The sequence below is a fragment of the Hydrogeniiclostridium mannosilyticum genome, from assembly GCF_003268275.1.
GTDB lineage: Bacteria > Bacillota > Clostridia > Oscillospirales > Acutalibacteraceae > Hydrogeniiclostridium > Hydrogeniiclostridium mannosilyticum.
In genome coordinates this window covers 226,748-250,579 of record NZ_QLYR01000002.1, presented here as the reverse complement: position 1 = coordinate 250,579, position 23,832 = coordinate 226,748, and the positions used below count along the sequence as shown (strand labels likewise).

The 23,832-nt window shown below is 47.1% G+C and carries 21 protein-coding genes; 5 read left to right on the top strand and 16 right to left on the bottom strand.

Annotation, left to right across the window (positions count from 1 at the left end):
* Positions 1-21 precede the first annotated feature (21 nt).
* The 5 genes from DPQ25_RS06030 to DPQ25_RS14630 all read right to left on the bottom strand — a co-directional run bounded on the left by DPQ25_RS06030 (position 22) and on the right by DPQ25_RS14630 (position 4,439).
* Positions 22-1,638: a sensor histidine kinase gene (locus DPQ25_RS06030; protein ID WP_177576865.1), complete on the bottom strand. Its 1,617-nt coding sequence runs from the start codon at positions 1,636-1,638 to the stop codon at positions 22-24.
* Positions 1,635-2,300 (bottom strand): response regulator transcription factor, encoded by a 666-nt coding sequence (locus DPQ25_RS06025; protein ID WP_112332260.1) that lies wholly within the window; start codon positions 2,298-2,300, stop codon positions 1,635-1,637. The genes DPQ25_RS06030 and DPQ25_RS06025 overlap by 4 nt, the downstream gene beginning before the upstream one ends.
* Positions 2,301-2,377: 77 nt before the next feature.
* Positions 2,378-2,821 carry a DUF3592 domain-containing protein gene (locus DPQ25_RS06020; protein WP_177576864.1) on the bottom strand — a complete coding sequence of 148 codons (444 nt, stop codon included), beginning with the start codon at positions 2,819-2,821 and terminating at the stop codon, positions 2,378-2,380.
* Positions 2,822-2,840: 19 nt separating this feature from the next.
* Entirely contained in the window at positions 2,841-3,872 is a 1,032-nt protein-coding gene (locus DPQ25_RS06015) for a hypothetical protein (protein ID WP_112332258.1), read from the bottom strand.
* 54 nt (positions 3,873-3,926) lie between these two features.
* On the bottom strand, positions 3,927-4,439 hold the full coding sequence (locus DPQ25_RS14630) for a DUF3592 domain-containing protein (protein ID WP_177576863.1): 513 nt from the start codon (positions 4,437-4,439) through the stop codon (positions 3,927-3,929).
* Between the two features lie 229 nt (positions 4,440-4,668).
* On the opposite strand from DPQ25_RS14630, the gene DPQ25_RS06005 reads away from it, so the two are divergent.
* The 5 genes from DPQ25_RS06005 (at position 4,669) to DPQ25_RS05985 (ending at position 8,231) form a co-directional block, all read left to right on the top strand.
* A complete protein-coding gene (locus DPQ25_RS06005) occupies positions 4,669-5,022 on the top strand; it encodes a helix-turn-helix transcriptional regulator (protein WP_112332257.1) in 354 nt (117 codons plus the stop codon).
* A 232-nt stretch (positions 5,023-5,254) separates the two neighbouring features.
* On the top strand, positions 5,255-5,584 hold the full coding sequence (locus DPQ25_RS06000) for a plasmid mobilization protein (RefSeq protein ID WP_112332256.1): 330 nt from the start codon (positions 5,255-5,257) through the stop codon (positions 5,582-5,584).
* Positions 5,545-6,885: a relaxase/mobilization nuclease domain-containing protein gene (locus DPQ25_RS05995; protein WP_112332255.1), complete on the top strand. Its 1,341-nt coding sequence runs from the start codon at positions 5,545-5,547 to the stop codon at positions 6,883-6,885. The genes DPQ25_RS06000 and DPQ25_RS05995 overlap by 40 nt, the downstream gene beginning before the upstream one ends.
* A gap of 74 nt (positions 6,886-6,959) precedes the next feature.
* Positions 6,960-7,328, top strand: coding sequence for a DUF6050 family protein (locus DPQ25_RS05990; protein ID WP_112332254.1), 369 nt, complete (start codon positions 6,960-6,962; stop codon positions 7,326-7,328).
* A gap of 30 nt (positions 7,329-7,358) precedes the next feature.
* Complete coding sequence (locus tag DPQ25_RS05985) at positions 7,359-8,231, top strand: BRO-N domain-containing protein (protein ID WP_112332253.1); 873 nt, start codon at positions 7,359-7,361, stop codon at positions 8,229-8,231.
* Between the two features lie 198 nt (positions 8,232-8,429).
* Here the strand turns inward: DPQ25_RS05985 and DPQ25_RS05980 are convergent, their stop codons facing one another.
* From DPQ25_RS05980 to DPQ25_RS05925, 11 genes are all read right to left on the bottom strand, one after another.
* Positions 8,430-8,795: a cysteine-rich VLP domain-containing protein gene (locus tag DPQ25_RS05980; protein WP_112332252.1), complete on the bottom strand. Its 366-nt coding sequence runs from the start codon at positions 8,793-8,795 to the stop codon at positions 8,430-8,432.
* Positions 8,792-8,998 (bottom strand): transposon-transfer assisting family protein, encoded by a 207-nt coding sequence (locus tag DPQ25_RS05975; protein WP_112332251.1) that lies wholly within the window; start codon positions 8,996-8,998, stop codon positions 8,792-8,794. The genes DPQ25_RS05980 and DPQ25_RS05975 overlap by 4 nt, the downstream gene beginning before the upstream one ends.
* A 2-nt stretch (positions 8,999-9,000) precedes the next feature.
* Entirely contained in the window at positions 9,001-13,896 is a 4,896-nt protein-coding gene (locus DPQ25_RS14905) for a YodL domain-containing protein (protein ID WP_207657295.1), read from the bottom strand.
* 117 nt (positions 13,897-14,013) lie between these two features.
* On the bottom strand, positions 14,014-16,236 hold the full coding sequence (locus DPQ25_RS05960) for a DNA topoisomerase (RefSeq protein WP_112332250.1): 2,223 nt from the start codon (positions 16,234-16,236) through the stop codon (positions 14,014-14,016).
* Complete coding sequence (locus DPQ25_RS05955) at positions 16,233-17,039, bottom strand: DUF4366 domain-containing protein (RefSeq protein WP_112332249.1); 807 nt, start codon at positions 17,037-17,039, stop codon at positions 16,233-16,235. Before DPQ25_RS05955 ends, DPQ25_RS05960 begins: the two co-directional genes overlap by 4 nt.
* A complete protein-coding gene (locus DPQ25_RS05950; RefSeq protein WP_112332248.1) occupies positions 17,029-17,280 on the bottom strand; it encodes a DUF4315 family protein in 252 nt (83 codons plus the stop codon). The genes DPQ25_RS05955 and DPQ25_RS05950 overlap by 11 nt, the downstream gene beginning before the upstream one ends.
* Positions 17,281-17,301: 21 nt before the next feature.
* Complete coding sequence (locus DPQ25_RS05945; protein ID WP_242978247.1) at positions 17,302-19,056, bottom strand: C40 family peptidase; 1,755 nt, start codon at positions 19,054-19,056, stop codon at positions 17,302-17,304.
* Positions 19,057-19,240: 184 nt separating this feature from the next.
* On the bottom strand, positions 19,241-21,673 hold the full coding sequence (locus DPQ25_RS05940) for a VirB4-like conjugal transfer ATPase, CD1110 family (RefSeq protein WP_112332246.1): 2,433 nt from the start codon (positions 21,671-21,673) through the stop codon (positions 19,241-19,243).
* Positions 21,624-22,025, bottom strand: coding sequence for a PrgI family protein (locus tag DPQ25_RS05935; protein WP_112332245.1), 402 nt, complete (start codon positions 22,023-22,025; stop codon positions 21,624-21,626). The genes DPQ25_RS05940 and DPQ25_RS05935 overlap by 50 nt, the downstream gene beginning before the upstream one ends.
* Positions 22,025-22,924: a radical SAM protein gene (locus DPQ25_RS05930; RefSeq protein ID WP_177576891.1), complete on the bottom strand. Its 900-nt coding sequence runs from the start codon at positions 22,922-22,924 to the stop codon at positions 22,025-22,027. The genes DPQ25_RS05935 and DPQ25_RS05930 overlap by 1 nt, the downstream gene beginning before the upstream one ends.
* A 23-nt stretch (positions 22,925-22,947) precedes the next feature.
* Positions 22,948-23,817, bottom strand: coding sequence for a VirB6/TrbL-like conjugal transfer protein, CD1112 family (locus DPQ25_RS05925; RefSeq protein WP_112332244.1), 870 nt, complete (start codon positions 23,815-23,817; stop codon positions 22,948-22,950).
* Positions 23,818-23,832: the final 15 nt, after the last annotated feature.

The following is a 23,832-nucleotide window of genomic DNA, read 5'->3' as shown; positions in this document are numbered from 1 at the left end:
GTTAGTCATACCTCGTTCTGATTATTTGTGTAATTTTATCTGGAACAGCACGCCACCATTTGAATTGCCTAACGAAAAAGGAATATTCATACTGTCAAGCAACCGTTTTGTAATTGCAAGCCCTAAACCACTGTGCCCGTCTTTTCTGCTACGAGCTTTATCCATTCGGAAAAACGGCTCAAACAAATTTTTGATTTCCTCCGGTGGGATTATTGCGCCCTCGTTCCAAACATTCAAAATCATCTCGTCTGTATTTTCGTCCGTCCAAACGCGCACCTTTTTTTGAGATTTTGTATTTTGCAGGGCGTTCAATATCACATTATCCATTACACGGCTCAACCGGATTTTGTCAGCAATACAAGTTTGCGATTCTGATACCCTGATTTCTAAAATTTGTTTGTTCCCCTCGGCAATCGCTTGATAAAGGGGGAGCTTTTCGGAAAGAAGGTCATACAGTTTAATTGTCTCCATCTGAATGGGTGTCTGATCTTCTTCTAACCGTACAATTTCCAATAGCTCCGCAATAAGTTTTTTCATGGAATCCGTAATACGCAAACATTCCCGCAAATATTTTGGGTGATTTTTATAGTCTCCCACTTCTTCCAGCATACCCTCTAACAAAGCACTAATGGCGGCAATCGGCGTTTTCATCTCGTGTGACGCTGCCGTAAACAGGTTTCGCTGGTTGTTTTCCATTCGCTTTACCAGTTCCATTTCGTTCTCCAATTCTTCTATGGTACGGTTTAATTGCTTGTAAAGCGAATATACGTCCTTTGTCAAATCTCCTATTTCATCATGGCTTATTTTGCCATTGGTAATTTGCTCCCTGTCCGCCATCTTTTCGGTCTGTTTTGCAAGCCGCTTTACAGGCCGGGTTATCAATTTAGCAAACAGGAAAGAACCGAGAAAAGCCGGAATAATAGAAATCCCCAAAACTTTAATTAGAATTTCCATTAACGATTTAATGGTTTCCTGCTTATCAATCCCTTGCTGTATCAAAAGACGGTATGTGCCATCTTTCGAAATAATCGTTTCTTCTGAACGCTCGTAATTGTCTAAAGTTGAACTGCTCCAACCGGAGATCGCCGGTTCCAACATAGGGTTTCCATTCTCATCATAATGAATATCCCAATTCGATTGATTTTCCAAACCACTCCGATTCAAAACAGTAATATCCGGGTGATTTTGGGAGAACTCTTTGATAGCGGTTAATTCTTCCCCTGTGGAAGCTGTAATTTCTTGTTGCAAAGAAGCTGCCGCCTGCTCCAAATCTATTTTGGATAACTGGTCGGAAATCAAAAGGACATTTCCCATCTGTGGGGTATTTACTGAAACAATCGAGAATTTATCGGAATACCATAATACAGAGTCAGAATGTTCATCTAAAAGCAAAAAAAGCGAATCAGGGTGTTTTTGCTGGTAATCTGTTAGATACTCTATCGCCTTTTCGCTTGTTTGATGATTCAGATTAGAAATAAGCTGTGCTTTTTGGTCGGCTCGTTTGAACGCATTATTTTCTTCGGCATATCGCAAAAATTGCGAGGAAAAAGCAGCTACGATAAAAGCGGAAACAGCCAGAACAAGGAGAAAGGTAAATAGAAGCGTTTTTCCTAAAATGCCGATACGCATTTTTTTCATAAACTGTCCTCCAAACGGTACCCAACGCCTTTTATAGTTTGAATAATTGCACATGGAAATTTACCGCGTAAATTCTTAATATGAGTATCTATAATTCTTTCGTTTCCCTCAAAATCATATCCCCATAAATGTGTAATCATTTTTTCTCTTGTCACTATGCTGCCGTTTGCTTGTGCGAGCAAAACTAAAATATCAAATTCCTTAGCGGTTACCTCTATATCCTTTTCACGGTAAGTAACCTTTTTGCTGCCCGGATATAGGCAAAGGCTTTTCCCTATTCTGATTTCTTGTTTTAGTAAACCAATTCGGCGTAGGATTGCTTCTACACGTTTTACTAAAACATTCATATAGAAAGGCTTTGTAATATAATCGTCCGCTTGATACGCAAATGCGTTTAACTGGTTTTTTTCATCATCAAGTGCTGTCATCATTAAAACAGGAACGTCTGATTCCCGCCGTATTTCCTGCAAAATTTCCATTCCATTCATGGAAGGCAGCATAATATCTAAAACGACTAACTGATAGCTCTGATCGAAAAACTGCGTAAGGCCCTGCAAGCCATCTTCACAAGTATCGACGATAAATCCGTTACGTTCCAAAAAGGCTTTCGCCGTATTGCGGATAGAACTATCGTCCTCTATGATTAAAATATGAATATCCATTGTTTTACCTCATTTTTGGGGGATAACTATGATGTCGCTTTTTCATCTTTTATATGTCGTTTTACAAAATATGAAATTTATTTTTTTGTGAAGGACTTTTGAATCATACGGAAACCGATGAAACCAAACACAATAAAAGCGGCTAACCCTGATAGAACAGGAACCAAAGAAGGTTCTGTGTATTCCACGGAACTATTTGGCGTATCAGGGTTAAATTTGATTGAGAAAGTTTCGCCAAGCTTTTTTGGTGTACTGCTTTTCAAAATCTCGCCTGTATAAACATTTCCGTTTGCTTCATACTGATATGTAATATCGTAAACCGTGCGGCGGTGACGGTAACCGTGGCGGCTGCCGCTACTTTCGGTACGTTGATCTACGTTAATTACTGTTGCAGTTTCCATAGGCCAGTCTTTTTGTCCAAGCTGTTGCAGATAACCCGTGATTCCTATAATCAAAAAAGCAATACCGAAACAAATGAGAATAACACCCCAAAATGAAATTTTACTCTTTTTCTTTTCCACGAAAACGCTCCTCCAGATATTATTGACTGTTCAAATAACCGAGTTTAATTAAAATATCATTGATTTCATCTAAGGATTCAGGCGAATAGGCGTAAATTAACATGTTGCCTTGATACAAAACAAGATAATATACGCCGTCTACGGCTATTGTGAACATCTTATTGTCGTTGGAAAGTTCTGTTTCATGTTTTTTTCGCTCCGTTGGTTCCATATCCGGCGAAATGTTGTATGAAATCTGATTGTATACGAGATCGATTGTTTCGCCATTATTATATTCATAATATTCAAATTTGCTGTCGCCTTTAACGCCGGCGCATACATACATCAGTTTGTTTTCATCAATATCCCAATAAGTTACCGGAATTTCTGCTGTTTCATAGCCCTTTTCTTTTAGTACAGCGTTCACATCTTCACGGCTTATGCTGTTAGAATAGGTGGGCTTGCCTGACAAGCCGTGTGTCCCAATATGCGTGAAATCCACCCCGGCAATCAGCAGCATAAAGAAAAGCAAAATGCCGAAGAAAAAAGCGCCGACAAAGGAATAAACGATGATGTTTTTTCTGCGGTTCTTTTTTCCTTCTTCTTTTTCTTTGGAATGCTTGGCTTCCAGTTTTTCAGCCATTGCCTCATCAAGCGGATGTTTCTTTCTGTAAATTTTTCCGCTGATAACAATAATGATGTTGATAAGAACAAGAAGCAGATTTCCGATAAAAGCGTATTTTAGATTTTCAGGATTCAAGGCGGAATATACTGCAAGCGGCATTGCAGCGGCGCCAGGAAGCGTGCATATTCCGAATATCCACAGAAGCCGAATGGATTTTTTCGGATCAGAGCTTTTTTCTCGAAAAAAGGCAACCAAAAACCTTTGCCTTTTTCGCATTCTGCGCTGTGGCGAAGCGCCTTCGAGATTCACATCAGAAGTAAACGTCAAAAATTCTTTGAATGTCATGCCCGTTAAATTCATAGCCTCTCTGAAAAGCCAAAAGGCACAGCAAAAGTTAACCGGTAACAGGATAATGGAAAATACAATATTCAATATTTGTGTTGTCATAAAATGATTCGCACCTTTCAAGGAAATCCCATGTTTTACGCTCCATACAGCTTGTTATTCTTCCATAGGGGATTGCGCTTTTTTCTGCTTTCGCTTATTCATTTTTTTCAGCAATATAATATTAAAGACCACCAACGCCGACCCTACGGCTACAAAGATAGCAGAATTTCCAATGAATGACAAAGTTGGCTCCAATATGTAAGTGGATTCTTCCGGGGCTTCGGGATTATATTTAACTTCAAAAGATTCGCCGATTTTTTTAGATTTGCCCGAATCTATAAACACCTCTGTGTAAATCTGATTATCAACTTCATACTCATAGTAAACGATATGATAGGAAGATCTGGAGTGTGACCTCTTTCCCGTTGTTGTCCTGATTTCCACATTACGTACCGTTGCGTCCGTGACAATCCAGTCTACTTGTTTGAGTTGTTCCCGATAATCTATTAAGTTGTTAAACAGGCTCGGAACTGCAACAAAAAGAATGACAAATCCTGCGAGCATAAAGAATGCCGGAAGACCGGTTTTGAATTGATTTTTCGCCTCATCCCAATTACTTATCTTCATATGAAACCTCCATGTAACAGACACAATTTTAATTACTAATAGATTTATTTTATCAATGGAATCTGGAGTATATATGAAGCAGGAAACACTATGAATATTATAACTTTTTGCTAAAACAACATCAAGGCTACCTTGTAAAAAAATAGAATTATTTAAGCTAATAATAGGTACTATGTAGACATATCCGAAAAAGAAAGGTGAACTGTAAAATGTAGTAGGGTGAATAAAAATGAAAAGGCCAGTGCCAATGTATGACTTTAAGGCTTTTGGAGCCGCCATAAAAGACGCAAGAAAAGAATATGGGGAGAGCCGGAAAAAGGTAAGCGACGAGTTATATATTTCTCCGCGCTATCTTGCGAATATTGAAAATAAAGGACAGCAGCCGAGTTTACAGGTATTCTATGACCTTGTGACACGGTATCATATATCGGTCGATCAGTTCTTTTTCCCGGACGATACCGCCGAGAAGTCAACCGGGCGGCGGCAGCTTGACGCGCTGCTCGACAGCATGAGCGATACAGGATTGCGGATTGTAACCGCTACGGCAAAAGAGATAGCGGAAGTTGAAAAAGAGGACGAATAAAAAGTCGGTAAAATAGATTGATAGAGAGCGTTGTAATCTTTACAGATTGCAGCGTTTTTCTTTTGCGCTGGTTTGGTAAAACGTGCATTTGTACCGTCGTAGGAAGTATAGGGAGAGTTTCGTAGCAAGCATAGGAAAGGGGTACCCTTTCCGTATTTTCGCCCGGCTGCGCGTCGGCTGAAAATTACTTTTTGGGAAGTGTCCCAAACCCTCGAACAGAAAGGAGCTACACATGGGCGGCAGAAAACGGACGGTACAAATTAAATTCAGAGTAACCGAGGAAGAACGAGCTTTAATTGAGCGAAAAATGCAGCTTGTCCCTACCCTGAACATGGAAGCCTATTTACGAAAAATGGCAATCGACGGGTACATTATTCAAGTAGACCACAGCGACATAAAGGCCATGACCGCCGAGATACAGAAAATCGGGGTAAATGTCAACCAAATAGCCCGCCGGGTCAATGCGACGGGCAGCGTCTATGAGCAGGATATAGCGGAAATAAAGGGGGCGTTATCGGAGATATGGCGGTTACAAAGATTAAGCCTATTAAAAGCACGCTGAAAAAAGCTCTTGACTATATCCAAAACCCGGAGAAAACAGACGAAAAAATGCTTGTGTCCTCGTTCGGCTGCTCGGCTGAAACGGCAGATATTGAGTTCGGTTTTACTTTGTCGCAAGCGTTAGAGAAAGGAAATAATTTAGCCCACCATTTGATACAATCCTTTGAGCCGGGAGAAGTTGATTATCAGAAAGCCCATGAAATCGGGAAACAGCTTGCCGACGCGGTAACAAAGGGGCAATTTGAATACGTTTTGACAACGCACATTGATAAAGGGCATATCCATAACCACATCATTTTTTGTGCGGTCAACTTCGTAAATTATCACAAGTATAATTCCAACAAGCGCACTTATTACGGCATACGGAATATGAGTGACAAGCTGTGCCGGGAAAATGGGTTATCCGTTCTTGTACCGGAGAAAGGCAGCAAGGGCAAGAATTATGCGGAGTATAAGAAAGAGAAAAACGCAAAGGCAAAATTGAAGCTCGCTATTGATACGCTCGTTTCGGCTGTGTCTGATTTTGAGGAATTGATTTCCCGCCTGCAAACGGCGGGCTATGAGATAAAGACGGGTAAATATATCTCTTGCCGCGTACCGGGACAGGAACGGTTTACCCGTTTGAAAACGCTCGGTGCAGACTATACAGAGGACGCGCTGAAAGAACGAATTAGCGGCAAGCGCACCCGCGCCGCCAAAGCTCCAAAGACAGAACGCGGCGTTTCGCTGCTCGTTGATCTGCAAAACAGTATCATGGCGCAACAAAGCAAGGGCTATGAGCAATGGGCGAAAATCCACAACTTGAAGCAGGCGGCAAAAACCATGAATTTCCTAACTGAAAACAGGATTGAACGGTATGCGGATTTGACCGCCAAGATAACAGAAATACAGGCAGAAAGCGAACAGGCGGCAGACGCGCTAAAGGGCGTGGAAAAGCGTCTTTCAGATATGGGGTTACTCATAAAGCACATTACTACCTACCAAAAGACAAAGCCCATTTATGACGCATACCGCAAGGCAAGGGATAAAGAACAGTACCACGCCGGACATGAAAGCAGTATCATTCTTTTTGAAGCTGCTGCAAAGGCACTAAAGGCGGTGGGTGTTTCGGGCAAGCTCCCAAACCTTGCAACCCTGCAAGCGGAATACGGGAAGCTGCAAGAGCAGAAAGAAGCCCTTTATGCCGACTATGGAAAGCTGAAACGAAAAGTAAAAGAATACGACGTTATCAAAAGGAACATAGACAGTATTTTGCGAAAAGGCAACGAACTGGAACGGGGCAAGGAAACAGAGCGCGGATAAATAGACTTATTCACGTTTATATGGTATCATTATCCATAACAAAAGATTACAGGCAGGAAGAAAAGAGGGATAATATGACACGCGGAGAGATTGTAAAAGACTTTTTTAAGAAAACGGTTTTGCCCGTTGCTATTGCGGTATGCCTGTTCTTCATGTTCAAAAATGTTTTTACGGAAAACGGACAGACAAATTACTTTTATATATGGCTGTGCTGCGGTATTCCCTTTGGTATTCGCCGCATGTTCGTATGGCTGGTACCGCATGGCTACGACATAGCCGGAACGGTGGGGATTGTCGCCCTCAACTTTATTGTTGGCGGGTTGATCGGCGGCGTCATTTTAATCTGGCGGCTTGCCGTAGCTGTATGGTATATCCCGTTGACGGTTTACCGGCTGCTTACAGTGGGCAAAAGTACAATCCCTCAAAATATGACAGAAGAATAAGAGCAGGGTTGCTTGGAAAGGAGTACACTAATGGAAAACGATAAATTACAGCTTTTTGAAGATAAAGCGATTCGGACGGCATGGGACGAGGAAGCGGAAGAATGGTATTTTTCCATTGTAGATGTCGTCGCGGTTTTGACTGATAGCCCCAATCCTCAAACCTACTGGCGCGTGATGAAAAAACGCTTAAAAGACGAGGGAAATGAAACCGTTACAAACTGTAACGCTTTGAAAATGACAGCCGCAGACGGAAAAAAGCGATTAACAGATGTTGCGACAACGGAACAGCTTTTGCGTATTATTCAGTCTATCCCGTCGCCCAAGGCCGAGCCGTTTAAGTTGTGGCTTGCAGAAGTCGGACGGGAACGGATAGAGGAAACCATAGACCCGGAATTGACGATTGAACGCGCCCTTGAAACTTATTTGAAAAAGGGATATACCCGCGAATGGATAAACCAACGGTTGCAGGCAATCCAAGTCCGCAAGGAATTGACTGACGAATGGCAGGACAGGGGCGTACAAAAGGGCGTAGAATATGCGATACTCACCGACGAGATTACCCGCGCATGGTCGGGTATGACAACGCGGCAATACAAAAAACTAAAGGGCTTGAAAAAAGAAAATTTAAGGGACAACATGAGTACAATGGAAATCGTGCTGAATATGCTTGCGGAAGCGACAACGACAGAACTATCCAAAGTCCACCAGCCGCAAGGCTTTGAAGAAAGCAAGGAAATTGCGAAGCGCGGCGGCAGCTATGCCGGAGAAACGCGGAAATCCATTGAAGCTGACACCGGGCGTCCGATTATTACGTCCCAAAATGCGGCGCAATTAAACGACGTTGTAACGGGCATGATTAAGGGTGTTGCGGACGCGGAAAAGGACGAAGATAAAAAAGAATAAATTTTTACTGCTATTTCGAGATAAAAAAAGAACGGGACGCGGCAGCCAATGAATGGCCACCGCGCCCCGTTTTCTTATGGGTATAGCTTCCAATATTTGTTACGGAGTAGAACGCTGTTTTTTGAGGGAAAGGTAGAAACACCTTGCCACTTGTTTTCTGCACCTGTAAAACCGCATGAAACAAGGCTTTTTTCGCCCCTACTGCGTAACTTTACCGCGCATTTTCCGCATACGCTCGGCGGCTTGTTTGCGGGTAATGCGCCCCCGGCAATCCGGGCAGTATTTGACACTGTTGGAGCTGGACGCGAAAAGTGCGCCGCATACCGTACACCGCCGCTTTCCCTCATGTTGGTATAGCTCGGCATAAAGCAGCTTATCGGCGGGAAGTACAGCGTTATAAAACCATTTGCAAAGCAGGGAGTAGGAAATCATCTGCGGGCATACGCAAGGCTCCCCGTCGTCCAGTAAAATACAATTCCCGTCAATGCAGTTGCAACACGTTTTCTTGATAAGGCTGTTTACCCTGCGGCTTTGCTGCGGCGTTAGCCGCTTTCGCTCGCTCATACCTCGTCGGCGGCTAATGCCGCAAGCTCGGTATATTCTTCCTCGCTCAAAGTCTCCACTTTGGAAAGAGTGCGTTTTGCAAGCTCCCGCATATCCTCGTCCATATATGGCAGCGCGGCGTTAATATTCTCGGCAAAGCCCTGTTTACCGCCTTCGTTGTAAATGCTCAAAAGGTTAATTTCTTCAATGGTAAAATTATTCATGCCTATACCTCCAAATCGTGATTTTTAGATTTTGTCGTTTCCTTTTTCGGGGCGGTACTTTCTTTTGCCGCTTTAAGCTGCGCCAGAATAGACGGTTTCTTTTCCGGTTGCGCGGCCTTGCCCCGTTTCTCGTCGTCTTTTATGGCATTTGCAAGGTCATATAGGGAAATTTGTTCCCCGGCCTTGGCCTTTTGCTCCAATTCGTCAACCGTAGGAGTGTTATTGATAAGCCCGTCAAAACTGTTGTCGTTCTGCTCGATTGTGTCCTCCACATGCTTTAAGGGATTTTCCTTTTCCGGCTGTGCCTCCACCGCAAACGCCCGTGTACTGTCTGTCATAATAAGATACCGCCCGTCCTCCGACGTGTGATGAACGCCATAGCCCGCCGTTTTCATTTGCTCCGGTGTCATATCGGTTAGATAGAACGTACCGCGCGGCGTTCGGATTGTTTCGCCTGTGGTATGTTCGTCCGGTTCCAGCGTTTTTTGCTGTTCCTGTAAAAATTCCGGCACTTGTCGATAACCTCCCCTATCGAGATAGTGAGCGGTTTCTCTGTCCCCTTGACGTAATACAATAATGTCTGACATGGAAAGGCTGTGCCCTGTAAAATCTGCCGGGTGGTCGATATTAAACCGTGTAAAAATATCTTCAAGCGAAGTGTCCGGCGCAAGCGGCGCGGTATAAACAAGGTCATAATTTGCCGGGTCAACAGTATATCCCGCCGCCTGCAAGCGGTCGTAAGGCTCAAAGCGTAAATCCCGTGTTTCGTCACCGCCCTTTAATTGATAAATGGAAAAGGTGTCTTTGTTCGGCGGCATATCCATATCCGGCGCGGGCTTTTCCTGTAAAGCTACCTTTTGCTGCGCTGTTTCCCGTTCTGCAAGGGCCTTTTCCGCGCGCTGCCGCACATCGTCACGGAGAGGCAAAGAATATAAACTCGAAGCGGTAGAAAAGCCTACATTGTCAAAAACATAGTCCACATCTGTTTCTTTCAATGCCCCTGCTGCATGATAATTCCCTTTTGAAAAAATTTCGTTTACTTTGCCGCCCGCTATGTCATAACTTAACCCCGTTTCCATGTGGGCGCGGATTTTTCCGTCAACAGCTATCGTCACATAATACCAGCCCATATATCCGGCGTTTCTCTCGTCTGCACCGTCGTTAAACTCGACATTCAACAGTGTGTAAGGCTTCAAGCCCTTTTGCATGGCGATCTCGTTGTCTTTTGTTTCTCTCTGCCGCAATGCGCCAATAGCGGCTTCCTTTGCTGCGCTGATAATTTCCGGGTTGTACCGCGTTAATGTATTTCTGATAAACTCGTGTTGCACTTTTACGGTTTTTGCTTTTGGGGTGAGAGCATTACCGATATACAGGGACGCACCGTTATCAAACCGGATAGATATATCGCTTGTACCGCGCCATTTTCCAGTACAAGGGGACGTTTCAATTTTCCCCGTCGTACAGCCGAACGCCTGCGCGATCACGCTGATTTTATCCTGCATAGACAGCGTTTCATACTTCTTTGCTATTTCAGCCGCTTTTTTCTGTAATGGGGTAACATCTGTGTCTTGCTCGTTTTTGGGTGCGTCCGCATGGTTTTCCACCCAAGCGTTAAACTGTTCGGCACTTTCAAAATGTGTAAATTCAATACCCGCATTATTCAAAGAATTTTCTACAAAGGAATTGACCGTTTCCGGTTGCTTTGTAAGCTGCCCGTCCTGATAGGAATAGCCCTGCGCTGCAACTGCTTCAAGGGTGCTTTCCGTAACCTCGCCATGTGCCGCCATATCCGCGTCAATGAGCATTTGCAATGTGTCCTTTACTGTATCGGAAAGGGCTTGCTGCTGTTCGGGCGGTAGAGTATCAAATACGGGCGTTTCCTGCGTAGGGGTGCGCGGCTCATAGCCGTTTGCCGCATATTCCTCCACTGTCATGCCCGCGCTGGCGGCCTCTTGCGTAATCTCGTCTGTGACGTGCTGTTTGTATTCCTGCAACTCCGGGTCAAAATCGGAAAGGCGCGGGGCGGCGGGCAAGATATAATTTCCCTGATTAAGCAACTTCCGGCAATCGTCCACATACTGTTGCAGGGCTTCATAATAGGCGGTTTCTGCGGGGGTAAGGTTATCCGTTCCCCTCATAGCCTGTATTGCGGCCTGCTCCATTTGAGAAAGGCTGTCATGCAATTTGAGATATAGGACAAACTCGTTTACAACTTGCTCATGCCCTGCAATCGTCTGTTCCATAGCTTCTTGTCCTTCATTGTGAAGCAAACGGTTTTTATATTCTTCGTCCTGGGCATACCCGGTATGGAATTTCTCGATATGTTCAATCAAAGAACCGTCCCCGTCGCCAAAATCCTGTTGCCCTTCATAATGCCCTGCTTCGCCGTTTAAGGTATAATCAATTTCAAATCTCGTCTTGTCATACAATCTGCCGCCAAACTTTGCGTATTTATCGGCGTCAAGGCTTCGGAAAATCTCATTTGCGCGGGAAAGGGGTAGTTTGATACCGTCTTGCAGTTCGTCGCTCTCACTCCATACCACCGTAACAACGGGCTGGATAACTGGGTCAAGGCTTGCCCGTGTTTCTTTTTGTGTTTCCTGTTCCTTTTGGATTTCCGCAAAATGCCCGTCAATGGTTTCAATAAGAGTAGCGGCGGTACTGCGGATTGTTTCAAGGGAGCTTTTCAGTTCTGCAAGATCGCGCCCGCTACTCCACCCGGCAACATAGCCGAAAGAGTAGTCCGACGTATCCAGCCCGTAATGCTGGCAGACGGTATAAGCAATACTTTCCGCCTGTACTTCGCGGGTGCGGCGGTCAGGGCGTTCCGGCGCGTCCCGGTCTATGTCGTGCAGCGTTGCATGGGCTATTTCGTGGATTGCGGTTTCTATGGTCTGTATCTCGCTCATTTTGTCGTCAATCTGTATGCGCCGTTCATTATACAGGCAGCGTCCGTTTGTCCCCGGTTCCAATGGCTCCAAGCTAATTTCAAAGGGAGAAGTGCGCTTTAAGGCTGCAAAAAAATCCTCGTAATTATTCACGTCGCCAAGCAGTTCGGAAACGCCTAATTCCGGTAATGGTTTTCCCTCTGTCTGCGATACGTCAAAGACGGAAACGACCCTGTAATTCGGTATTTTAATTTCTTGTTCTTCGGTTACAGAATTTCCGTCCTTGTCGATCACTGGCTGTTTTGTTTCCGGGTCAAGCACTTTCACCCGTCTTTTTACAGTATAAGGTGCGGGGGCGAGTATTTTAATTGCCTTTTCACCGGGCTTTACATGGCGGTCAAATTCCTTTTCCCATTGCCGATAGCCCTTTACAAGATTACCGCCCTGCATGGCAATTAAAATTGTGTTGTTCAAACTATAATCGTGAAACTTTGACATAGTATTCAAATATTCGGCGTAGCGTTCACTCTCAAATATTCCAGCGATACCCTGTTCCAAACGGTCAGTAATCTCTCTCATTTTGTCGTCGGGCTTTTCTGATGAAAGGATAATCGGCGTAACAGGGTGCGGCTCGTTGGGCTGCGCCGCTTCTTTCTCTGGAGCGACAGCGTTCAAATCTGCGGTTTGTTCCGGCTGGGGATAGCTCATAATGCGGTATTCCTCCGGCACGTCGCGCCCCTCAAAATGACGCTCCCACTCGTCGCCGCTTTCCACAATATACCCGTATTCGGTAAACGCGCCTTTTTCCTGCTCGGCGGCGTTTTTTCCAAAGGCTGCAAGGTCAACGCCGTTTTTCCATTCGTCGGGCATTTGTACCATGCCGGATTGATTGAGGTAATAGTCGCCCAAATCGCGGAATGTGCGTACTTCGGGGATATGTACGAAATGATCTACATTGTAGGTAAAGTCAATAATCTGTCCTATATTCTCAAAGCCGTTTTGCCGTTGCGCCGCCGCGTTCAGTTTATCAAGCTCGGCGGGGTCAATCTGATTAAGCCGTGCCGCAAGGAAATTGAGTTCGTCCACGTTGGCGGCGCATACCATTTCATAAGGCAAGGCAATATGTTTGTCCGGGTCGTCGGAATAGCCGCGAATAGAGAAATCCTGCGGGTTGTCGGCGGTAATGCCGACGCTTTGCATAGCGACCTGAAGCTGCTCCTTTGTGGCGGGCAAATCCAACCAATAGCCGCCCCCGTCACCCGCTTCAAAACGGCTGCGGTTGCTAATCATAATAGAAAATTCCCCGTCTATGTGTTCTTGTTTCTTCGGTTGTTCAGAAATAACGGTTGCCTGCTGCCGTGGGGGTTCTTCGCCCTCAATATTGTAATCTGGCATAAGCTGTCCATTTACCTTGAAATATTCGGCGTATTCCTGCGGGATAGGCGGGGAAATTTCTGTAAACAAGTGGTCGTATGCTTTGATACGTCCGTTTAGATATTTCTCCATAGCCGCCTTGTCGCTAAAGGTTTTTCTGTCCTGTCCGGCAATCTTCGCTTGCCCGTTTTTGCTGGGGCTGTTGGTATGCACGCTCCATGTCAGCGTCCATGAATAGGGAATAGATTTTTGTGTTTCTCTGTCATATCGGGTATTCTCGTAAATGTAGTAACTCATTTGATATACGCGGTTGCTGCGGGTATATCGGTCATATTCGCTTTTTTGCCATTCGTTAGCGGTATGTTGAACGTTGGGCGTTCTCACATATTCAAGCGTTCTGTCATACAAAAGCGTTTTCCCCGCCTGTTCTTCCCATGCGGCGGCTTGTTCCGCCAATCGGTTAAAAATCGTCTGTTCTGCCGCCGCGCTTTCCTTTCGCATAGTAAGTAGCTGTGCAATCGGTAAGGAAGTATAAGGGGCAATATCCCCGTCTTTCGCGTTAAAATATATCCGCCGTTCTATCCACATATTTGAGGCGGTTTCTAATTTATCAAGGTCGTATGAGGAATACGGCATATTGTTAAATCACGTCCTTTCATATTTTTAAGGGTTTGGGACTATCCCAAAAGGCAAAAATCCCCGCAATCGCTGGCAGGCGAAAACGGGGATTTTTACGGAAAGGGTACCCCTTTCCTATGCTTGCTGCGTAACTTCTCTGTCCCTCTGAACGGAAATCCGGTAGTTTACATATTTACCGCCTGTGTCGGCTAAAACGATTGTCCCGTCGTAGGTTTTGCCCGTTTTGGGGGAATACAGCTTTTTCACCTTTGCCTTGCCGCTTTTTAGAAGCTCGGCGGCAATCTTCGGGGTAAAGGTAATCTTGCGTTCCTCAAAAAAGCGGTCGTTTTTCCACATGACAAAGGCGCAATCCTTGTTGGAACAGTAATAGTTTTTCTTTCCTTCGTACACGTCGCCGCCGCAACGGGGGCATTTGCCGATTGCCTGTTTTTCCTCTTTGAAAAGCCCCTTGTCTTTATCGGAAAGGAAAGGATAGGTTTTCACAAGCTCCCGCGCCATATCTTCAATGCCGCGCATAAAATCCTCCGGCGCGGCGGTTCCCTTTGCGATCTGCGTCAACTTGTTTTCCCACTCAGCCGTAAGCTGCGGGGAAGTAAGCGTTTCCGGCAGGACGCATATTAAATTGTTTCCGTCTTTGGTGGGAAGTAGCTGTTTGCCCTTGCGCTGGATAAAACCGCCTTTGATAAGTTTTTCAATAATCGCGGCACGGGTGGCGGGGGTGCCAAGTCCCCGGCGTTGCGTCGTCGCAAACTCCGCTTCACTACACCCGTCTAAAGCCGGGTATTCGTTTTGCTCCGTTGCTCCTCCTTTTCCCACAAAGTCTTGCGACTTTGCGGGAGCCCTGTATTTTGGGTCGGTTTCTTCATTTCCGGCGCGCTCCATAGCGGAAAGCAAGGTCGCTTCGGTATGCTGTTTCGGGGGTGTTGTATCGTGTTCTGTAACCGTTGCGGCGGGATTGTCAAATTGCTGTCCTTCTGCAAAATCCGGCACCTCTAACGCAAGCCCGGCGGCTTCGTCCTCGTCGGCGTCGGGCTTTGCTTTTAGGGTTGCCCTGTACCGCCGTTCCAGTTCTTTCCACCCGGCGGCAAGCACGGTCTTTCCCTTTGCTGTAAACTCGGTACCGGCGCATGAGAAAACCGCCGTAACCGCTTCGTAGATATGCGGCTCGGCGGCGGCAAATAGCAGGCGTACCCCGGCAAGGGTCAGGATATTTCTCTCGCTTTCCGGCAGCGCGGCAAAGTCGGCCTTTGCAAGCTCCATTGTAGGGATAATAGCGTGGTGGTCGGAAACCTTTTTGCTGTCAAGCATACGGGAAACGCCGGGGTTAAATTCTGCGCCCGCCATAAAGGGTAATTTGCTGCAAAGCAGCGCGGCGATCTGCGCCGCCGTATCGCCCATATCGTCGGTTAAAAATACGCTGTCCGTTCTCGGATAGGTTAAAAGCCGTTTTTCATACAGGGCTTGCGCCAAATCAAGGGTTTGTTTTGCCGTATATCCGAAAAGGCGGTTTGCTTCTCGCTGTAAACTCGTTAGGTCAAACAGCTTTGGCGGGGTTATGGCCTTTTTCTCTTTGACGACGGAAACACAAACGGCCTGCGACGTTTCGCAAGCCGTTTTCAGCACCTTTGCTTTTTGAGTGTCGGAAATCCTTTCGCTAACCGCTTCCGCGCCGCCGATTGCAAGGCGCACATGGTAGTATTTTTCTCTCTTAAACCGGGTAATCGCTGCGTCCCGGTCTACCAGCATTTTTAGGGTAGGGGTTTGGACGCGCCCCACATTCAGGGTGTGATGATATAGAACAGAAAAAAGGCGGGTGGCATTGATACCGATTAACCAATCGGCTTTTGCACGGCATAGGGCAGACGCAAAAAGCGCGTCATATTCCCGTCCGTCCTTTAGGCTTTCAAAGCCGCGCCGGATTGCTTCGCTTTCCATTGAGGAAATCCAAAGGCGGCGCATAGGCTTTTTACAGCCCGCCATTTCATAGACGAAACGAAAAATTAGCTCGCCCTCGCGCCCGGCGTCGCAAGCGTTGACAACCTCCGAAACGTCGGCGCGGTGCATAAGCTCCTTTAGGATTTTGAACTGCTTGTCTTTATCCTTTGCGACAGTGTATTTCCATTCCTGCGGCAGAATGGGTAGACTGTCATAGCTCCATTTTTTATACTGTTCGCCGTAGGCGGCGGCTTCTGCAAGCCCTATCAAATGTCCGACGCACCATGAAATGAGATAGCCCGCGCCCTCCATATATCCGTCCTGTTTTTCCTTAACGCCGAGTGCGGCGGCGATATTCGCCGCCACGCTGGGTTTTTCTGCAATTACAAGGGTATAGCTCATTCCTCGTCCTCCTGTTTGTCGTCTGCTTCGGGTTGGTCGTCCTCATTCTGCGGCTCGTCCTCGTATTCGTCAAAGTCGAAATCTTCAAGGTCGGTGTTTCCCTTTGCCGCCTGCTTCGGCTTCATAACCTTAAAATAATAAAGCGCGCCACCGCCGCCAAGCAGCGCGACAACGGCAAAAAGGATAATACCGCCGATACCGCCGCCGCTTTCTTCCGGCTGCTCCGGTTCGTCCGGCGTTTCGGCTGCGGCTTCCTTGCCCACGCACTCGCTCATATTGACAGTGCATACCGGGCAATTCATATCCACGTTTCCGGCTGCGCATTTATCGGTACAGGTACAAACGTCCGGGGTTTCCTGCGTCTGCCCGTTTTCGTCCTCGATAATCGCCATGAGATCGGCCTCGTCCACCTGATTTAAGAAATGGACGGTGTTTTCCCCCTGCGCCGCATGGTCGATCACGATATAGAAGTAATTGCCGCCCTTGCTCTGCACAACAATAAACTCTTTATCTTCGGACGCTTCGCCCTGTATTTCGTCGATAAGGCTCATATTGCCCTCCGGCGTTAGCGGCTGGGGTTCCACGCCGCCCGTGGTTTCTTCTTCCGGTTCCTGTGCTTCGTTGGCCTCCGGCTCCTGTGGCTCGGCAGCTTCGGGCGTGGTGGTTTCGGCCTCTGTCTGTACGGTGGTTTCGCTGTTTGCTTCTTCGCCACTATATGCGTAGGCGGTAACAGAAAAGCCGCCCAAAACGACAAGGGCGGCAAGCATTACAAAAAAGCTGCGGAAAAATCGCTTATTCCTCATTTACATTGTCCTCCCGTTCTTCATAGTCTGCTGCGGTCATGCCGGGAATGGTACCGCCGGAAAGCAGTTCGTTAAGCTCCTGCGGGGTAATACGCATAGAACGCACAAGCTGGACGATTTGCAGATTTTCCGCTTCGGTTTTCTGCGCTTCCAACCCTTTGAGCTTGTTTTGATATTCGGTGATTTTCTCGCGGGTCTTTTCAATCTCCCGGTCGATACGGTCAATTTTGTTGTTTGCCATAATAAAAAACTCCTTTCAATTTTACGGTAACCGCCCATAGGCGTAAAAGTGTTCTTGCCAATAGTTCGTATTGATATTTGCGTAGGAAATCGGGTCGCCGCAATGTATCATCATACCGTCGCCCACATAAATACCGACGTGTGAAACGCCGGAAACGTCATAGGTGCCTTGAAAAAAGATAAGGTCGCCGGGCTTTGCCTGCGCTGCCGTTACGGGGGTGCAGATGTTATATAAGCTCTGCGCGCCAAGCCGCCCCACGTCCCAACCACTGTGATTGATTACCCACGATACAAAGCCACTGCAATCAAAAGACGTTGCCGGGCTGCTGCCGCCCCAAACGTAAGGATAGCCGATATACTTTTTCGCTTCGGTCAGCATTGCCGCAAAGGTAGCGTCTTTCAACGCTTCGGGTGGTACCTCGTAATAGGTCGGCTCCTTGATAGTAGAAGCGTTCGGGTAACTGCTGGTCGGAAATAAATCGGGGCGGTTTCCCAATGTCTGCATATAGGTAGCATACAGGGATAGGGTTTCCTCGTCCATGATATAGACGGGTAAATGGGATAAGTCGAAATTTTCCAGCGACACATGTAAGATATGGCGTTCATCATAAGGGACTTGTACCTCGTATTCGTAGGTTTCAGTGGTTTCCTTGCCCGTTTCCGGGTCAATCACGGTACGGGTACCTGTCCGCGTTTCTGTGCGGTAGAGCGTTTCCACTTCTTCGGTAAGCGTCAAAATATACTGCTTTTCAAAGAGCATTTGCAACGTGTCCTGTACGTCTGCGCGGGTGTAGTCAAGGTGCAGCGCGGTTAAAATGGAAGTCAGCACATAGGGGTCGTGTCCGATTGTATCAAGGTCGTAACGGTACTCGTCATAGCCGAGGTGCGTTTCCTCGATAGCGTCAATCTCGTTTTGTAAATTTGCTTCCAACGCCGCGTAGTCCTGTTCGGCTCCGATCATCTCCGCGTCCTCCGCAACGTATGACGTTCCTACAACCGTAGAAGCACCGCCGGAAAATATGGACGCGCATGAGGATAGTCCTGCGAAAATCATAATGAAAAGCAACAGTACGCCAATAGCGATTACCACGCCTACCGGGTGCCGCGCCACAAACATGACCTTTTTCCTTGTTTCTTCTGCGGCTTTCCGCGCCAATTTACGCATTTTCGCTGCGGTGGCTCTAATGCCCGTTGTCCCGCCTTTTCGCAATGCCTGTGCATACTGCTTTTTAATCTGCCGCTTTTGCCATAAGTGCGATACGGGGTTAGACGTAAGCTGTGGGTTATCCCGCAAAATTTTACGGTACTCTACTTTAACATTCGCTTTTGCCGCCGCCTTTTCTGCTTTTGCGGCTTTCCGGTATGGTTTGAGCTTGCGGCTATGATAGCCCTGCCGGATTTTTCGCGCCCCGTACCGTGCGCCGCGCTCTCCAAGTTCTTCCGCTTTATGCGCACCCTCAACGCCCGCGTTGTCCTTTTCAACCGAATGGATTTTATTGTGAACAAAAACGCCCGCCTCCTGTACGGGGCGGGACAAGGGATTTTTATGCTGTTTATCGTTTGGGGCGGGCTTCTCCTGCTTTTCAAAGCGTAAGCGGGTTTTGCCTTTCCCGGCGGCCTCGTCATAGGTGCGCTCCTTGATAAGTTTCCTTTGCTTTGGGATTTTCTCCCTTGCCGCGTCCAGACGGTCGGCGGCTTTATCGGATTTGCGGATATACTTTGCAAGCTCCGGTGCGGCGCGTTCCTCGTCGGTAAATTGCAGCCGGGACGATTTCATATGTAGGGTGGTTTCTTCCTGCAACTCTCGCGCTGCCTTTTTGCTTTTATGCCGGGTATGCGCCGCGTCCACATGCTCTAAAATACGCTCGGCGGCGGCTGTACTCTGCTGCGGTACCTGCTGCTCCTGTTTTTCCTGTTGATCGCTCAATCGCTATCACCTCCAATCTGTATGCGCGCTATTTTCATGCTTCGCCCACTTCCTCCGGCTTTGTCGTCATTACCCTGTAAAGCTCGGTATCTTTGGGGAAATGGTCTACAAAGGGAAGTACGACGTTTCCATAGAAAATAAGCCCTTCGCCTGCTTCGGTGTGGGTAACGTATTTCATCTGCTGCGGGGAAATATTAAGCTGCCGTGCAAGGATTTCCCGGTCGCCTGCCGCTTGATTGAGCATAAGGATAAAGTCGCTGTTTTCAAAGATATTTTCCACCTCATAGCTGCTCAACAAGTCTTTCACATTCTGCGTTATGCCGCTTGGAATACCGCCCCATTTCCGAAAGCGTTTCCAAATCTCCACGCTGTACGCTGCTGTTTGTTCTTCCTTTAAGAGCAAGTGAAATTCGTCCATGTAATAGCGGGTTGTCTTTTTCTCTGCCCGGTTGACGGTTACGCGGTTCCACACCTGATCTTGCACAATGAGCATACCCAGCTTTTTAAGCTGTTTCCCAAGCTGCTTTATATCAAAGCAGACAAGGCGATTGTCAAGCTGTACGTTAGTACGGTGGTTAAAAACATTGAGAGAACCGGAAACATAAAGCTCCAACGCGGACGCAATATGCGCCGCTTCCGGCTCCGGCTGCCGGAGCAGTTCGTCGTACAGGTCGCCCAAAATCGGCATTTTCGCCGGGTCGGGGTCAGCCAAAAACGGACGGTACATGTTCCGCACAGCGCGGTCAATGATTGTTTTTTCTACGGGCTGTAAGCCCTCCTTGCCGCCAATGATAAGCTCGCAAAGGGAAAGGATAAAGTCGGATTTGAGGGCAAGGGGGTTGTCGTCCTCGCTGTAATTGAGGTTAATATCCATAGGGTTGACATACTGCGGTGTTCCGTCTATGCCTTTTCCCGTGGGAGATAAGCGGATAACCTGTCCATGCAGGCGTTCCACAAGGGAAAAATATTCGGCTTCCGGGTCGCAAATAATAATATCGTCGTTGGTAATGAGAAAAGCGTTTGTCATTTCCCGCTTTGCTGCAAAGGATTTGCCACTGCCGGGGGTGCCGAGAATAAGCCCGTTTGGATTTTTTAGCTGCTTGCGGTCGCAAAGTATCATGTTGTTGGATAATGCGTTTAGCCCGTAATAAAGGGCTTCGCCGCTTTGAAAAAGCTCTTGCGTAATAAAGGGAATAAAAATAGCGGTGCTGCTCGTCGTCAGCCGCCGTTGTATGGAAATATGGTTTTCGCCAAGAGGAAGAGAGGACATAAGCCCCTGCTCCTGCTGGTAATCAAGCCGGGTTAGCGCACAATTATACTTTTGTGCCACGCCCGCCGCCGCAAATATGTCATTTTCCAGCTTGCGCCGTGTATCGGCAATATTCACGACAAGGAACGTCAGTAGAAACATTCGCTCGTTGCGGCTCTGTAAATCCTGCAAGAGATTTTTTGCGTCGTCGCCGTAGGTGGCAAGGTCGGACGGGATAATATCCATATCGTAACCGCTTCTCACCGCCTTTTTCTGCTCCTCGATTTTCATTTTATCAAGGTTGGTGATTTTGCGCTTTATGGTCTTGATCGCTTCGGTCTGGTCGATACTCTGAATATGCAGGTTGACGATTACGCCCATTTCAAGGTCTAAAATCTCCGATAAAATCCGGTCGTTCAGTTCCGGCGCAAGTATCTGTAAAAACGACACCGCACCGATTTTTTTACCTATGCGGAAATATCGCCCCTCGCCAAAGGTGAAAGAGGACGGGGCGATATAGTCCTTTGTGGAAAGCCCGGACGGGACAAGCCAATCAAAAGAAAACTGGAACGGCTCGCCCTCCGGGTGGAACACCCCGTGCAGGGCTTTTAGCCGCTCATAGCCGGACATAGGCTTTGCCGATACGCCGAGTACCTTAAAATTATTCAGTATATCGGTTTCAATCCGGGCAAGCCGCGTTTTGGCTGCCGTGTAGCTCTCTGCTTCTATGGAAACAGTAATATATTTCTGTTTCACAAGGCCGTTGTTGCCCTTTGCAAGCTGGTTTTTGAGCATGTCCGCATATTCGGTGCGAATGGAATTAAAAGCGTCGTCCTGCGCTGGAATCGTAATCGCCTTTTCCGCGTCGCTGTGCTGCGTCCCCTGATTGATAAAGGAAAATTGCACCGATACGGTAGCGTCAAAGTAGTTGAGAAAATCGCACCACCCCTCGAAAATGGCGTTCTTGTCGTCGTTCCCGGCGAGCTGGTAGCTAATATCCTCAAAGGCGATACTTTTGGAATATTTCTTTTCCGTAACCTTGCAGATACCGTCCGGGTACATCTGCAAATAGGGAATGGTCTGCTGTGCGGTATGGGGCTTTCCGTCGCCCTTTGCCTTGCGGATAAGGGCGGCAATCTCTTTCTTCTCTGCGCGGGTCAGCTTGCGTTTAGGCTTTGTTGCTGTTTCCCGCGTCTTTGTGGCGTGTGCGTTTGACAATAGCTGAAACCTCCTTTTCCAGTTTTCTTTGTTTTTCTAACAGGCTGTAAAAATTTTCGGTTTTGTAGGGGCGTTCCCTGGGGCGGATAAACTTGGTCTGAATAACATTTTTCAATACCACCTCAAGGGGCTGCCCGTGTTTTTCATACATGGCGAACAGGAAGCACGGGAGCATGACAAGTATCATGGCAAAAGCCGCAAGGCTGGTTCCCGCGCTGCCTTTGAGCAAAAAGAAAAGCGGTAGTCCTACTACAAGGGCTGCCGCAAAGCAAATAAGCTGCCGCTTCGTCAAGTTGAAAATGACCTTTGTTTTGACTTGGGACAAATCTTTTGGTACAGGTACATACGCCATTAGTCATGCCTCCTTTTTGCAGGGAGATAATCGCTAAAATCGTTCACAGTGTAGAAAATCCGTTTATTGTTCACCCAACGCTGCAAGTGGCGGGTGATAGGCGGGGCGGTGGGGCGTTCATAAATCATCACATAGGGGTCAAAGCCCATAGCCCGCAAGGTGTTCACGCGGTATAAATCCTGTTCGTGAGTGCTGCCGTAGTTTGTCAGCACATATACCCGGCGGTTTCGGCTGCTTTTAACGGTGGTAAAATCTAAAAAACGCTGGAAATGCCCGGTTAAATCTTCGTTGGGGTTATCCCATGCAAAGTGTACCGCCTTTGTCCGTACACGGTTGAGCAGGGAAATGTTGTCCCGGTTGACAAGACGAATATCAAGCCCCTGCATAAAATCTACCAATGCGCGGCTTTGTGCAAGCTGTTCAATGAGATTTTCATGGTCGGCGCAAGCCAAAAGGTTTGCGTCCATCAGCTTGATTTCCTTTTGTCCGTCCCAAAATTCGGAGAGATCGGCGGTCTTTACGCTTTTGCGCCCCTCCTTGCCGCTAACAATACAAAATCCGCAATTTCGGGGGCAACCACGGCTCAAAAAGCCATAAGCTGTGCCAGAAAACTGCGGATAAAGAGAATAATCGGGGCGGGTATGCTCCACGTCATAGGGCAAGGCGTTATCTGCGCCGTAGCCTGTACCTCCCTTGATAACCCGCGCTGCGTTCCTGACGGTTATTTCATCTTTGGAATAGGTGTCTGTAAACACCCTGCTTTTGTAGACAATATCGTACCGTCTGAACGGTCGCCACCATTCCACTTTGTCGCCTGCCGCCTTATGATACGCGGATAACTTCATCAAGCAAAGGTTGGGAAAATTATGACTGTCTACATCTATCAATCCTATTTTCAAATTCAAATATTGCTGTGCCTCCTTTAATGAGCGTCAAATATGGATTTTGCAAGCGCGCCGGATTTGAACAGCGAGAAGCAAAGAATAACGGTATAGGCTGCAAGGGAAAAAATCGCGCTGTGCAGATTGTCCGCTATAATCATGCTGTTTACTAAAACCGCATAAATGCCGACGCATATCATAATAAGAAAACCTTGAAATCCCAAAGCAAACAGGGATTTGAGATAGTTGTTGCCGATCTGCCCCCATTCCCGGTTTGTCATGGTCGCAAACGGGATAGGAGATACCGAGCAATAAAGGTAAATTTCTATCATTCTGCCGTACAGGATAACCGTAATAAGCACCGACATGATTTTCATGCACAGGCTTACAAGGCTTGTTTCCATAACGAGCAAGAGCAGTTCGGGAATACCCATAGCGTCAAGTCCGGCCTGCATGGAAGCGAGGGCAGCGTCTACATCAATACTGGTATCTCTACCGATAATCCCCGCCGCGCCGGAGACAATATGCTGCGCTAAATCGAACACCGCCATAGTAATATCAAAGGTGTGTGTAACAAGGAAAACCGCTACAAACGCCTTGAAAAACCACTTGAAAAACATAAAAGTGTCTACGTCGTGCATATTGTTCTTTTCCGTTATCATGCTGATTAGCTCCACGCATAGGACGTAGGTAATGACAAGCCCCGCAATGGGTACAATCACATTTTCCGAAATGGTCTGTATCATGGAAAAAATGCTTGCGTTCCACGCTTGCGGGGTTTGCCCTACCTCCGTAGCAATAGTGCCGACTTTTTCGTTTACGTCCCCAAACATAGTTGACAGATTACCATTTATGGCTCCGATTAAGATACCCTTTATCCAATCGTTAATCGCGTCAATTATGCCGAACATAAACCCTCTACCTCA